We start from the raw sequence: 13514 nt of genomic DNA on the forward strand, positions 1-13514 counted from the left end.
GATGAGCACCAACACCTATCCCCGTGATATGATCGGCTATGGCCGCACGCCGCCTGATCCGAAATGGCCAAATGGCGCGCGGATCGCAGTTCAGTTCGTCATCAACTATGAAGAAGGCGCGGAAAACTCGGTCCTGCATGGAGATGCGGGGTCGGAGGCTTTCCTGTCTGAAATGGTCGGGACGAAATCCATCGTGGGCGCGCGTTGTGCGCAGATGGAAAGCCTTTACGAATACGGGAGCCGTGCTGGGTTCTGGCGTTTGCATCGTCTGTTTGAAAAGGCTGGTATGACCACAACCGTGTTCGGTGTGGCCAAGGCTTTGGCGCGCAATCCGGATGCCGTAGCCGCAATGCAGGAAAGCGGCTGGGAAATCGCTACGCACGGTCTGCGCTGGATTGATTATCAGGACTTCCCAGAAGACGTAGAGCGCGAGCATATCCGTGAGGCGATTGCGCTTCATACGGAAGTAGTCGGGGAGCGCCCATTGGGGTGGTATCAGGGCCGCACCAGCCCGAACACGGCCCGTCTGGTCGTGGAAGAAGGCGGCTTTGTTTACGATGCCGATTCCTATGCGGATGATCTTCCCTATTACGATCGTACCCATGGCAAACCGCAGTTGATCTTGCCTTACACGCTTGATGCCAATGACATGAAGTTCGCGGCGCTCAACGGCTTTACCGAGAGCGAGCAGTTCTTCCGATATCTGCGGGATACGTTCGACATGCTGTATGCGGAAGGGGGGCGGATGATGTCTATCGGGCTTCATTGCCGTCTGGCCGGCAAGCCTGCGCGTGCGCTGGCCCTTCAGCGTTTTCTGGAGCATGTGGCGTCTCATGAGGATGTCTGGGTGGCATCCCGGCTTGATATTGCGCGGCACTGGATGAGTGTGCATCCGGCATGAAGATTTCCGATGTGAATGCCATGACGCCGGATGTTTTCATCCAGACGTTTGGCGGACTTTACGAACATTCGCCCTGGGTGGCTGAGGGGGCTTTGGCAGCGCGGTCATTTGCGGATGTGGACACCATGCTTGCGGCGTTTTCTGACGTTGTGCGGAATGCGGGCGAGGAGGCTCAGTTGGCATTGGTTCGGGCGCATCCTGAGCTTGGGCATCGCGCGGGAATTGATCCGGATCTGACAGCGGAGTCCGCATCCGAGCAGGCCTCTGCCGGGTTGGACCGTCTGACGCCTGCGGAATATGAACGGTTCAAGACGCTGAATGCGGCCTATGGGAAGGCTTTTTCCATGCCGTTTGTAATTTGCGTGCGCAAAGTTGCAGCGCCGGGTCAGGTGGCCAAGACGGTCATCATGGATGAAATGGAACGTCGTCTGGGCGGGACGCCCGAGGCGGAACTGAAGGAAGCCCTCTCGCAGATCGATGCGATTGCAGGGTTGAGACTGAAAGATCTGGTGGCATCATGAGCTCATTATCCACGCATATTCTGGATACGGTCTCGGGCCGTCCGGCAGCTGGGGTGTCTTTCCGGCTTTTTCAGGAAGACGCCGTTCTTTTCGAAGGCGTGACGGACCATGATGGGCGTTGCCCCGCCTTGCGGGAGATCCCGCTGGAACGTGGCACCTATCGTCTGGAATTCGAAATTGGTGCGTATTTTCGGGCGGCGGGGCATGTGCTGTCTGATCCGCCGTTTCTGGATATCGTGCCAATTGTGTTCGGTCTGGGTGAGGGCACGCATGCGCATGTTCCGCTGCTCGCTGCGCCTTATGGATATTCCACATATCGTGGAAGCTGAAACCTGATGGCGTCTGATACTTCTGCGGTTCATCCGGTTGATGAGAAGCTCCCGCTCTGGCGGTTGGGGGCTTATGGCTTCCAGCATATTCTTGCGTTCTACTCAGCCGCGGTGATTGTTCCGATCCTTGTGGCAGGGGCTTTGCACCTGCCACAGGAAACGCTGATTCATTTGATTGATGCGGATCTGTTCACCTGCGGGATTGCGTCCTTGTTGCAGTCAGTCGGGTTTGGACCGGTGGGTGTTCGTCTGCCGCTTCTGCAAGGTGTGACGTTTACGGCTGTTGGCCCGATGATCGCCATTGGGTCTGCGGTAGGCGGTGGAACGCCGGGGCTTTTGTCGATCTATGGATCGGTGATTGTGGCGGGGATCGTCAGTTTGCTCATCGCACCATATTTTGCGAAGCTGGTTCGGTTTTTTCCGCCTGTGGTGACGGGGTCGATCATTCTGGTGATTGGGCTAGCGCTTTTGCCGGTGGCTGCCAATGACATCGTGTCTGGCCATGGACCGGGCATGGTGCAGGATCAGGTTCCGCTGCGGAGTCTGTGTTACGGGCTGGGAACACTGGCGAGTATTCTGCTCGTACAGCGCCTGTTTCGTGGCTTCATTTCAACGATTGCTGTGTTGATCGGACTTTGCATTGGTACATTGGCGGCGTGGCTGATGGGCGATGCCCACTTTGGAGGCGTGGCGTCTGCGCCGCTCGTGTCCATCACGCAGCCGTTTTTCTTTGGGACGCCAGCTTTCCATGTAGTGCCGATCCTCTCCATGGTGATCGTCATGGTCATCACCATGGTTGAGACGATCGGCAACGTTTATGCGACTGGCGAGATCGTCGGGAAAACCATTACCCGAGAGGATATCGCGCGGACGCTGCGAGCTGATGGTATTGCAACGCTGTTGGGTGGGGTCTTCAATTCCTTTCCCTACACCTGCTTTGCGGAGAATGTCGGCCTGGTTCGTATGACGGGCGTGAAGAGCCGCTGGGTTGTGGCGTCTGCGGCTGTCATCATGATGATGCTGGGGTGTCTACCAAAACTCGGAGCAATTGTAGCGGCGGTTCCGTTACCCGTTCTTGGCGGGGCCGCTCTTGCGATGTTCGCGACAGTGGCTGTGGTTGGTGTTCAAACCCTGACGCGGGTGGATTTCAACCGTCAGAGCAATGTCATCATCGTGGGAACCAGCATCGGACTGGGAATGCTCGCGACGGCACAGCCTCATATCTCCGATACATTTCCGATGTGGGCACAGATTGTCTTCGGAAGCGGTATTACTCTTGGGGCATTGTCCGCCATTTTTCTGCACCTGTTGTTCAACGTCCGTCGGACACTGGCTGTTGATCCGGAAGCAGAAATTGTAGTGGCTGATCTCCCAGATGAGAGAATTCTGATGGGGCTGCCTGTTGAGTCTGAAGGGCCGGTGACCGATGGGCGGCAGCGCAGATTCGGCTGAAGCCCTTCGGGTCAGATATTAATCCCGGCTGTGAACCTTCTGACCAGCCACATATGTAGCCTCGATGCTACGGTCATCGCCTAGCATTGTGAGGGCAAACAGGAGATCGGACAGGGTCTCAGCCGTCTGGGTCCGGATTTTCCCGAGAGGTGTTGCAGTAGGATCGAAGATACAGAGATCTGCATGCAGGCCGGGTTTGATGGCGCCAATATGATCCTCAAGCCCTAAAGACTGAGCACCTCCGGCGGTTGCCAGCCAGAGACCCTGAGCAGGATGAAGTTTCGTGCCTAACCCCTGAGCGACCTTGTAGCCGTCTGAGAGGACCTGAAGCAGAGACAGGGAGGGGCCAGCTCCCACATCGCTGCCAACGCCGACTTTGACACGTCGCTCGGGTTTCAAGGCATTGAATAGGGGGAATGACCCGCTGCCCAGAAACTGGTTGGAGCCGGGGCAGTGTGCGATGGAGCAGCCTGTATCATGGCAGCGCTGGAAGTCTTCTTCCTGTGCATACACAGCGTGAGCCAGAATGGCGCGAGGGCGCAGAAGCCCCGACTTGTTATACACGTCCAGGTAGGATGAACGGTCGGGAAAGAGTTCCTTGACCCATTCGATCTCAGACCGGTTCTCGAGCAAGTGCGTCTGCATGAAGAGGTCAGAGCGGGTAGCAAGGAGAGATCCAGCCAAATCCAGTTGTTCGGGTGTGCTGGTAGGGGCAAAGCGTGGTGTGACGGCGTACAGCTGTCGTCCGCGACCATGCCAGCGTTCGATAAGAGCGGCAGACTGATCGTAGCCTGTCTGGGCGGTGTCTCGCAGGTTGTCAGGCGCATTGCGGTCCATCAGGACCTTCCCTGCGATCATGCAGGTATTGAGGCGTTCTGATTCCTCAAAAAATGCGTCTACGGATTCCGGATGAACCGTGCAGTACACGGCGGCCGTTGTTGTACCGACGCGGAGAAGTTCTTTCAGGAAACTGCGGGCGATCTGGCGTGCATAGGTGACATCTGCGTAACGGGCTTCAGCAGGGAAGACATAGGTCTCCAGCCATTCCAGAAGCTGTTCCCCATATGAGGCGATCACAGGGAGCTGGGGATAATGGACGTGGGTATCGATCATTCCGGCTGAAATCAGCCGGTTTGGATAATGATCTACAGTGGTGCCATCCGGGATCTGGTGTTTCAGATCTTCCCATGCGCCAGCAGCGGTGATGATGCCGTTTTTGCAAAGAATCAGGCCGTCTGGCTGGTGCGTGAGTGCATCCATAGGGTCGACCGTAAAAGGGTCAGCATGGAAGGTCAGGAAGGGGCCACGGATTGCAGTATGCTCTGTCATGATCCTCTGGGTATCGCATAGCATTTCCGCTCTGGGAACGATCTGTCTTGAACGGGTGAACGTTTCTTTTAATGTCCAAAGATCTTGAGTCCATTTTAACCTTGGCACTGTTTTGTGGCAGACTGTGGAAAGTCTCTTTTCAAGAGATGAATTCAGGTTTGAACATGGTTTTGGACTTTTAATATTGAGCCTGCTTTTGTGGGTGCGGTGGAGGCGGGTTTCTGTCTCTGTACGGCCTGCGGGAACGGTTTGGAGACGCTTTTACTGATGTCTGATGTGACCTCTGTTTCTTCCCAGCCTGCAGAAACTGTAACACCTGCCTCCGGTCTTCCACAGGAAGGCGCTCCTCCTGCTGACGGTAATCCCGTGCAGAAGGAGGACGAGAAGAGCCCCTATCTGGCCATTCCATCTGTTCCCGTTGTGGAAGGAGGGCAGGGCGTCCGCTTTGACTTCAATGATGGTGCCCGTGTCATGGTGCCGGATATTGCCCCGGAACTGGGGCAATGGCATGTGAGACTATCGGACTATTCGACCGGGAATATTCTCTTCGATGCCCGTTTAAAAGGCGGCATGGTCTCATCCACCAAAAAGTACTTTGTTCCATTCCTGATCGATGTCTGGCTGGAAAAGCCTGACGGTACGCGGGAGGACATTCTGCACCACGAGCTATCCCTCACGGGAAGGCCTGTTTTGGTGCAGTTGCCTGTTGGAACCCTTGGAGACACGATTGCCTGGCTTCCGGCAGCTATTCGTCTTGCGCAGCAGACGGGTGCGAAGGTGTCCTGCTCAGTTGCAGATGTCATTCTGCCTCTGGTGAAAGAGGCTAATCCAGACATCACATTGGTCGGGCACGATGAAGCTCAGGCAAACAAGACGTTTACGTCCGCTTTCTACGCTTCATACAATATAGGTCTGTTTTTCACGGATACGGAGCTGACACATCAGCCAACGGACTTTCGGCATGTAGGTTTGCACCGGACTGCAGCTTATATTCTGGGTGTTGATCCCTGGAACGATAACCCTCCTGGCATCACAATCCAGGATGGGGATACCCCGCCTATTGAGGGGCCGTATGTGGTGATTGCGACGCAGGCCAGTACTCAGTGCAAGTACTGGAATAATCCGGCTGGCTGGCAGGAGGTAATTGGTTTCCTGAAATCTGCCGGATACCGTGTGATCTGCATTGATCAGAAAACGTTCCATGGAACAGGGTATGTGTACAATCATATTCCCCATGGCGCGGAAGACGAGACTGGCAGCCGCCCGTTGTCGGAACGTGCGCGTTGGCTGAAGCACGCCAGTTTTTTCATTGGTCTCTCCAGTGGGCTGGCTTGGCTGGCGCATGCCTCGGGCACACCTGTCGTCATGATTTCGGGCTTTACGCATCCGAATAATGAGTTCTTTACGCCCTATCGCATCATCAATTGGCACACCTGCAATTCGTGCTGGAACGACCCGAGACATCAGTTCGATCACAAGGATTTCTTCTGGTGCCCCCGCCACAAGGGAACGGAGCGGCAGTTTGAATGCACGCGTCTGATTACTGGATCGCAGGTCATCCAGACGGTGCGTCGCGTGATCAAGGATCGCGGACTACCTCTCGCAGAAGCAGCAACCGCCTCAGTCGCCTGAGGCCCAGGTTCAGGAGTTTTCTGGAATTGAAGGCGCGAGCCTGATATTGGCGGGAGCACATTATCACCTGATCGTGGGTCTGCCTGCGGTCGCAGAGCTGGATGGTTGCCCCTGTGTCTGATGCTCTTCCGCCGATCCGTATCGTCGCGCTTTACAACTTCACGCCGTTTGAAGACATCGTTGCGTTGCGCGGGCCTTTGCAGGAGGTCTGCGATCGCGAGGGGATCAAGGGCATTCTGCTTCTGGCACCAGAAGGTATTAACGGAACGATTGCCGGGTCAGATGACGGAATGGAGCAGGTTCTGGAGCATATTCGGGCGATGCCAGGATGTGAGGAGCTTGAAATCAAGGAGTCCCGTGCGCCGGAAATGCCCTTCCGCCGCATGAAGGTGCGTCTCAAGAAAGAGATCGTTACCATGGGGCAGCCGAATATCGATCCTCGCAAGGATGTTGGTCAGTATCTGGCACCGGATGAATGGAATGCTCTGATCTCTGATCCGGATACGATCGTGATTGATACCCGGAATGACTACGAAGTCGCGATCGGGACATTCAAGAGGGCTGAAGACCCCAAAACACGGTCATTCCGGGAGTTTCCGGAGTGGTTTCGAAACCGGCGCAAGGAGCTTGAGGCCAAAGGTCGAGTTCCAAAGATTGCCATGTTCTGCACAGGCGGAATTCGCTGTGAGAAATCCACGTCTTTTGTGAAGGCAGAGGGACTGGAGGAAGTTTACCATCTCAAAGGCGGTATTCTGAAATATCTGGAGACTGTTCCAGAGGAAGAAAGCCTCTGGGAAGGGGAATGTTTCGTCTTTGACCAGCGGGTTTCCGTGAAGCATGGTCTGGAAATCGGCAGCTACGATGTCTGTCACGCCTGTCGTCGCCCTGTCAGCGAGAAAGACAAGGCTTCTCCGATGTTCGTACAAGGCGTCTCCTGCCCCCATTGTCATAACGAACGGACAGAAGAGCAGCGCCAGCGATATGCTGCCCGTGAGCTACAGGAGAAGCTGGCGCGCCAGCGCGGGAAAGAGCATCTCGGTACTCAGCAGAAATAACTGCCGACCAGTTAGCTGGTAATTCTTCTTAGAAGGGAGAAAATGGATTGTTCTGGTGAGGATAATCCGGACCGCTGAGCGCTGATAATTGCTCTAATCTGGCTGCCGCCTCGTATGTTGATTGCCGCCGCGGGGTCTGCACCAGCAATACCCGATTGGAAAGGGTACGGCTGCGTTTTTTGCGATTACTGTTCTGGTGTCGCCTGTCGGGGGGCTGAATTTCTGGCTCCCGATCACTCTGGTCCGGAAGGCATTGTGACGACGGCCTTTGACACCTTTTTGTAGCCTGGCTTGCGTAGCGTCCTTTGTTGTCCTGAAGAGTGGGGCTCTTCAGGACTTGATCAGGAATCAGACTTTGGTTTTGTTGCGGGAGCCTGAGGGGCGGCCACGAGGTTTCTTGTCCGCCACTATTTTTGCCTTAGGCACTTTTGTCGTTTTGGCTGGGGTTCGCTCTGCTTTTTGGGGCAAGCTGGCGGCAATCATCGCCTGAGTGATTCTTTTGCCTGTAGGCTCACGGTGCTGCCTAACACCGGGCGCATCCAGAAGGGGAGCCAGGAAGCGGCCAGTATGGCTTGCTTTGCACGCAGCAATGTCTTCCGGTGTTCCTGCTGCTACGATCTTGCCGCCGCCATCACCGCCTTCTGGTCCTATATCGATCAGCCAGTCTGCTGTCTTGATGACTTCCAGATTATGCTCGATCACCAAAATGGTGTTGCCCTGATCAACCAGCGTATGCAGCACTTCCAGCAGCTTACGGACATCTTCAGTGTGCAGACCGGTGGTGGGCTCATCAAGAATGTAGAGCGTGCGACCCGTAGCCCGTTTGGCGAGTTCCTTGGACAGTTTGACGCGCTGGGCTTCACCGCCTGAAAGCGTGGTTGCCTGTTGGCCCAGGGCGACATAGCCGAGACCAACCTGCTGGAGAATGGCGAGGCGGTCCCGAATTCTGGGCGCAGCCTGAAAAAATGGCAACGCCTCGTCCACAGTCATGGCAAGCACATCAGCGATGGAGTTGCCGCGGAACTTCACTTCCAGCGTTTCACGATTATACCGCGCGCCTTTGCAGGTATCACAGGTGACAAAGACGTCAGGCAGGAAGTGCATTTCGATTTTCAGGACGCCATCGCCCTGACAGGCTTCGCAGCGGCCGCCCTTTACATTGAAGGAGAAGCGGCCTGGTTTGTAGCCGCGTGCCTTGGATTCCGGAAGTTCGGCAAACCAGTCCCGGATAGGGGCGAACAGGTCCGTGTAGGTGGCGGGGTTGGAACGGGGTGTACGGCCGATCGGAGACTGATCGATTTCGATGATTTTATCGAGGTTCTCTACGCCTTCCAGTCGGTCATAAGGGAGTGGAGACTGGCTCGATTTCATGAGCTGCCGAGACAGCGCTTTGTAAAGGGTATCCACGACCAGGGTAGACTTGCCGCCGCCTGATACACCGGTGACCGCAATAAAGGTCCCCAGCGGGAAATCGACGGTCAGATCCTTGAGATTGTTTCCTTTGGCCCCAACCAATGTGAGTGTTTTGTCCGAGGTGCGTCGATTTTCCGGAACTGGAATAAACTTCCGACCCGAAAGATAGGCACCGGTCAGGCTTTCTTTATTCTTGGCTACTTCCGCAGGTGTCCCGATGGCGATGACGTTTCCGCCCCGCGTGCCAGCACCAGGCCCCATATCGATAAGGTAATCAGCAGCACGGATGGCATCTTCGTCATGTTCGACGACGATGACAGTGTTTCCAAGGCGCTTGAGACGCTCCAATGTGCCGAGAAGGCGCTCGTTATCGCGCTGATGCAGGCCGATGGACGGTTCATCCAGCACATACAGAACGCCGGTCAGACCCGAGCCAATCTGGGATGCCAGCCGGATACGCTGACTTTCACCCCCAGAAAGTGTGGCCGATCCTCGGGAAAGCGTGAGGTAGTCCAGGCCAACATCATCGAGGAAGTGCAGGCGATCCGTGATTTCGCGAAGAATGCGGCGTGCGATTTCCGCACGTTGTGGGGTGAGGGTAACCTCAACACCGGAAAACCAGTCCAGTGCCTTCCGGATCTGCATATCTGACGCTTCGGCGATGTTCAGGTCATTGACCTTTACGCAGAGGGCTTCAGGTTTCAGGCGTGCGCCATGGCAGGTGTGGCAGGGCTTTTCTGACTGATAGCGCGACAGTTCCTCGCGGACCCACATGCTATCTGTCTGCGCCATGCGCCGCCGCAGGTTTTTGAGCACGCCTTCAAAGGGCTTCGTAACGGTATGGACCTTGCTGCCATCACGATACGGAATGGCGATGGCCTCTTTGGAACCATACAGGATCAAATTCCTGGTTTCGGCTTTCAGGTCTCGCCATGGCGTGTTCATAGTATCGCCGCAATGGCGGCCAAGGGCTGCAAGAGTCTGGTCATACCAGTCCGTGCTGGCACCACTCCAAGGGGCAATCACACCTTCAGAAAGTGTCAGCGTATCGTCACTGACAATCAGGTTCTCGTCAAAATGGGTTTCCGTACCAATACCATCACAGGTGGGACAGGCGCCCATCGGGGCATTGAAGGAGAACAGACGGGGCTCGATCTCCTCAATCGTAAAACCTGAAACAGGGCAGGCGAAACGTGAGGAGAAAACGATGTGGGCGGGGGCAGCTGTTTCTCCCGCACGCCTGACTTCTTCCGCGTAGGCGAGACCGTCGGAGAGTTCGAGGGCTGTCTCAAAGCTGTCTGCCAGACGGGATTCGAGATCAGGTTTGACGACAATCCGGTCCACCACGACTTCGACATTGTGGCGGGTCTTGCGATTGAGTTCGGGGGCTTCGGCAATTTCGTAAAGCTCACCGTCAATTTTGACGCGCGTGAAGCCCTTGCGAGCCAGGTCTGCCAGTTCGCGTTTGCAATCCCCTTTACGGTCCCGGACGACCGGCGCCAGCAGCATGAGACGCGTGCCTTCAGGAAGCGCCATGACGCGATCTACCATCTGGCTGACCGTCTGGGCTTCAATAGGGAGGCCGGTTGCGGGTGAATAAGGAACACCTACGCGCGCCCAGAGAAGGCGCATGTAGTCATGGATTTCCGTGATGGTGCCGACGGTGGAGCGGGGGTTCTTTGAGGTCGTTTTTTGTTCGATCGAGATGGCCGGGGAGAGGCCCTCAATGGAGTCCACATCCGGCTTGCCCATCAGTTCAAGGAACTGGCGGGCGTAAGCGGAAAGACTTTCCACATATCGGCGCTGACCTTCGGCATAGATCGTATCGAAGGCGAGAGACGACTTTCCGGAGCCAGAGAGACCCGTGATGATCGTCAGGGAGTCACGGGGAATCGTGACATCGATATTCTTGAGATTGTGGGCGCGGGCACCACGGACACGGATCGAATGATTGTCTGGAAAGCTCACGAAAACCCCGAAGACTATGCAGAAAGTAGAATGTGAGATGGGAACGCATCCAAAGGGATGCTAGATCATTTCATAGATGGGCTTTCTGAGCCGCATGAAAAGAACAATTCGAGAATAAATGGTTGGTACGGAATGGCAGGTAGCGTCAATAAGGTGATTCTGGTCGGGAATCTGGGCAAGGACCCGGAAGTCCGGAACACGCAGTCAGGCGGGAAGGTTGTCAATCTGACGATCGCCACGTCTGAAACATGGAACGACCGTCAGTCCGGTGAGCGCCGCGAGCGTACGGAATGGCATCGCGTCGTCATTTTCAATGATCGCCTGGGCGATGTGGCTGAGCGTTTTCTGCGCAAGGGGCGCAAGGTTTACCTCGAAGGTGAACTGCGGACCCGTAAGTGGACCGACCAGTCTGGTCAGGAGCGTTACACGACGGAAGTAACGATTGATCGCTTCCGCGGTGAGTTGGTGCTCCTCGACAGTAACCGTAGTGGCGGTGATGAAGGCGGTGGCTTCGACGGTGGTGGTTCGTCCTACGGTGGCGGAAGTAACAACGGCGGCGGCTTTGGTGGTGGAAGCCGGAGCGGTGGCAGTGAAGGCGGCTTCGGCGGTGGCTCTCGGAGTAGCGGCGGTAGCGCAGGTAGCGCGTCGGGCAGTCGTGGCGGTGGCTGGGATGCTCCGCCAGATAACGATCTGGATGATGAAATCCCGTTCTAAGGGATTTTCCGGAGAACCGGGCTGGCAGTGTCAGTCCGGTTTTTTTATGCGCGAAAGGCCCGTTTTTAGAGCGACAGATGAAGGAACTGGTTGAACTTAGAGGCCTGATAGTCAGCGAAGGGTTCGCCGAGTTGAAAGCCTCGGGCCTTGTAGAGCTTTAGTGCGGGTTCGAAAGAGGAATTCTGGCCGGTTTCAAGGCTGAGCTTTTTCAGGCCCAGAGAGCATGCCCTGTGAATGAGATGATCCAGAAGAGTGCTGGCGATGCCCTGTCTTAAAAAATCTGGATGAGTCCGCATGGATTTGAGTTCACCGTTCTGAGCACTCAATCGTTTTAGCGCACCAATGCCAGCAATGTGACCGTGGTGATGGACAGTCCAGACCTCGATATCTGATGAGGTGAGAGCAGCCAGATCCAAGGCGAAGACGTGTCCAGCAGGGGTGTTTTCGTGCATTCCGGCAAGGTGAAAGGCCAAAAGGTCGCGTGTTTCTTGGTCGGAAAAATCGGCTGGGCGGAGAGTGTAGTTCGGGTTCATAGGGTGGAATCCGGAGTGGCCGTGCTTCTGGACAGAATGACGAGTTTATAGCCCGCATGAGCTGTCGGGATGAACGTTGTTTGATCGTAGTGGAGAAGGCCTTGTGTTGGATGCTGAAAGCTCCGTTGCCCTCCTTCTCTGGGGAGGACGCTCTGGTCTTCCCAGAAACGATTAAATTCCGGACTTTCTCTCTGAAGGGTTGAGACAAGTGTCTGAAAAGGTTCGGTACGGGCACTCGAAACTGTATCGGCCCGAAATTCGGCCAGAAGCCGCTGGGCGCGGGTTAGCCAGTCCGTAAGGAAAATTCGGGCATTGGGGTTCAGAAAAACATAGCGCAACTGATTGGTCTCTGAGCTGTTCAGCCAGGCATCGAAAAGGATTTTGGCTGCGGAATTTGCGCTCAGAACATTCCACAAGGGATCGAGCAAATAAGCAGGGCTGTAGATCTGTTCCGGGAGGCTGAGCAGTGTGGCCGGTGCAGTTGGCGCAGTGTGATCCTGCTGAGGGTCTCGCAGTTCTGCCAACGTGAAAAGGTAGCGTCTTTCCGTCATGGACAGTTTCAGAGCCGTGGCAATGCGCGACAGAGTGGCGGACGAGCATGAGACGTCGCGTCCCTGTTCCAGCCACGTGTACCATGTCGTGCTGATCCCGCAGAGTTGAGCTGTTTCCTCGCGGCGTAGCCCTGGGGTGCGTCTGCGTCGTAATGGAGTCAGCAATCCTGCTTCTGACGGGGGAAGCCTTTCGCGGTGCGTGCGAAGAAACAGACCAAGAGTTTTACGGCTAGACGTAGGCATGGTGCAATTTATACCATGATAAAATAGGATCTTATACCTGACTGTTTGTTGTCTGATGATGATCTCCAAAGGAGAAAAATCAGATGGTTAGGCAGGCAGGACAATTTGCTGCGAAGCATTATGAAGACAGGGCATCATCTTACGTAAATAGCGTGGTGCATAATCAGGGCGATGATCTGGACGTGATGGTTCAGGCTGTTCAGGGTCGCGGGTTTGAACGTGTGCTGGACCTTGGCTGTGGCGGGGGGCATGTCAGCTATGCTGTGGCGCCACATGTCGGGCAGGTTGTCGCCTGCGATGTCACGGCCGGAATGTTGGCTGCTGTAAGCAGGTCCGCTCAAGACCGTGGCCTTGGCAACATTGTTGTTGAGCAGGGCGCCGCAGAAGCACTTCCATTTGAGGATTGTGTGTTTGACGCTGTTTTATGCAGGTTTAGTGCCCATCATTGGGAAGGCTTTGAGGCTGGTCTGAGAGAAGTGCATCGCGTTCTGAGGCCCGGAGGTCTGGCTATTTTCGGCGATGTTACCGCTCCTGAAGACGCTATGTCCGATAGTTGGCTCCAGACGTTGGAATTGATGCGGGATATCTCTCATGTGAGGGACTATGCCGTGACAGAATGGGTGTCTGCTCTCGGAAGATCCGGTTTTGTTGTGGATGGCCTGATGCGCAGCCGTTTGCGGATGGAATTTGAGAGTTGGGTATCGCGAACACGAACGTCGACGGAACGTGTAGAGGGCATCCGGTCGTTGCAGCGTGGTGCGCCTGTAGCTGTCCGTGAAAGACTGGAGTTGGAAGAAGACGGCAGTTTCCTGCTGGACGTGACCATTTTTCAGTCTCACAGGCCATAATGGGGTGGGTGTGGCATGTAGGCCG

The 13514-nt window shown here is 55.6% G+C and carries 12 protein-coding genes; 8 read left to right on the plus strand and 4 right to left on the minus strand.

From position 1 onward, the window contains the following. The first annotated feature begins 1 nt into the window (after position 1). The 4 genes from puuE to M2305_RS07215 are packed head-to-tail and all read left to right on the plus strand — an operon-like array spanning position 2 to position 3203. On the plus strand, positions 2 to 901 hold the full coding sequence (gene puuE / locus M2305_RS07200; RefSeq protein ID WP_215766603.1) for an allantoinase PuuE: 900 nt from the start codon (positions 2 to 4) through the stop codon (positions 899 to 901). After that, the gene (gene uraD / locus M2305_RS07205) at positions 898 to 1422 is read left to right on the plus strand and encodes a 2-oxo-4-hydroxy-4-carboxy-5-ureidoimidazoline decarboxylase (RefSeq protein ID WP_086634616.1); all 525 of its coding nucleotides are present in this window, start codon (positions 898 to 900) and stop codon (positions 1420 to 1422) included. Before puuE ends, uraD begins: the two co-directional genes overlap by 4 nt. Continuing rightward, positions 1419 to 1751, plus strand: coding sequence for a hydroxyisourate hydrolase (gene uraH, locus M2305_RS07210; protein ID WP_215766604.1), 333 nt, complete (start codon positions 1419 to 1421; stop codon positions 1749 to 1751). Before uraD ends, uraH begins: the two co-directional genes overlap by 4 nt. A gap of 6 nt (positions 1752 to 1757) precedes the next feature. After that, on the plus strand, positions 1758 to 3203 hold the full coding sequence (locus tag M2305_RS07215; RefSeq protein ID WP_264648977.1) for a nucleobase:cation symporter-2 family protein: 1446 nt from the start codon (positions 1758 to 1760) through the stop codon (positions 3201 to 3203). Between the two features lie 18 nt (positions 3204 to 3221). On the opposite strand, the gene guaD is transcribed toward M2305_RS07215, so the two are convergent. After that, the gene (guaD, locus tag M2305_RS07220) at positions 3222 to 4532 is read right to left on the minus strand and encodes a guanine deaminase (RefSeq protein ID WP_264648978.1); all 1311 of its coding nucleotides are present in this window, start codon (positions 4530 to 4532) and stop codon (positions 3222 to 3224) included. 267 nt (positions 4533 to 4799) lie between these two features. On the opposite strand from guaD, the gene M2305_RS07225 reads away from it, so the two are divergent. Both M2305_RS07225 and trhO read left to right on the plus strand, forming a co-directional pair. Further along, positions 4800 to 6164 (plus strand): autotransporter strand-loop-strand O-heptosyltransferase, encoded by a 1365-nt coding sequence (locus M2305_RS07225; RefSeq protein ID WP_211500409.1) that lies wholly within the window; start codon positions 4800 to 4802, stop codon positions 6162 to 6164. A 101-nt stretch (positions 6165 to 6265) separates the two neighbouring features. Next, a complete protein-coding gene (gene trhO / locus M2305_RS07230) occupies positions 6266 to 7219 on the plus strand; it encodes an oxygen-dependent tRNA uridine(34) hydroxylase TrhO (RefSeq protein ID WP_264648979.1) in 954 nt (317 codons plus the stop codon). A 348-nt stretch (positions 7220 to 7567) separates the two neighbouring features. On the opposite strand, the gene uvrA is transcribed toward trhO, so the two are convergent. Continuing rightward, positions 7568 to 10600 carry an excinuclease ABC subunit UvrA gene (uvrA, locus tag M2305_RS07235; RefSeq protein ID WP_264648980.1) on the minus strand — a complete coding sequence of 1011 codons (3033 nt, stop codon included), beginning with the start codon at positions 10598 to 10600 and terminating at the stop codon, positions 7568 to 7570. Positions 10601 to 10732: 132 nt separating this feature from the next. On the opposite strand from uvrA, the gene ssb reads away from it, so the two are divergent. Beyond that, positions 10733 to 11314, plus strand: a complete 582-nt coding sequence (gene ssb, locus M2305_RS07240) for a single-stranded DNA-binding protein (RefSeq protein WP_264648981.1) — start codon at positions 10733 to 10735, stop codon at positions 11312 to 11314. 65 nt (positions 11315 to 11379) lie between these two features. Here the strand turns inward: ssb and M2305_RS07245 are convergent, their stop codons facing one another. Both M2305_RS07245 and M2305_RS07250 read right to left on the minus strand, forming a co-directional pair. After that, complete coding sequence (locus M2305_RS07245) at positions 11380 to 11847, minus strand: GNAT family N-acetyltransferase (RefSeq protein ID WP_264648982.1); 468 nt, start codon at positions 11845 to 11847, stop codon at positions 11380 to 11382. Next, complete coding sequence (locus M2305_RS07250; RefSeq protein WP_264648983.1) at positions 11844 to 12641, minus strand: helix-turn-helix transcriptional regulator; 798 nt, start codon at positions 12639 to 12641, stop codon at positions 11844 to 11846. The genes M2305_RS07245 and M2305_RS07250 overlap by 4 nt, the downstream gene beginning before the upstream one ends. Positions 12642 to 12724: 83 nt before the next feature. On the opposite strand from M2305_RS07250, the gene M2305_RS07255 reads away from it, so the two are divergent. After that, positions 12725 to 13489, plus strand: coding sequence for a class I SAM-dependent methyltransferase (locus M2305_RS07255; RefSeq protein WP_264648984.1), 765 nt, complete (start codon positions 12725 to 12727; stop codon positions 13487 to 13489). The last annotated feature ends 25 nt before the right edge of the window (positions 13490 to 13514 follow it).

The sequence above is a fragment of the Gluconobacter cerinus genome (assembly GCF_025961355.1).
GTDB lineage: Bacteria > Pseudomonadota > Alphaproteobacteria > Acetobacterales > Acetobacteraceae > Gluconobacter > Gluconobacter cerinus.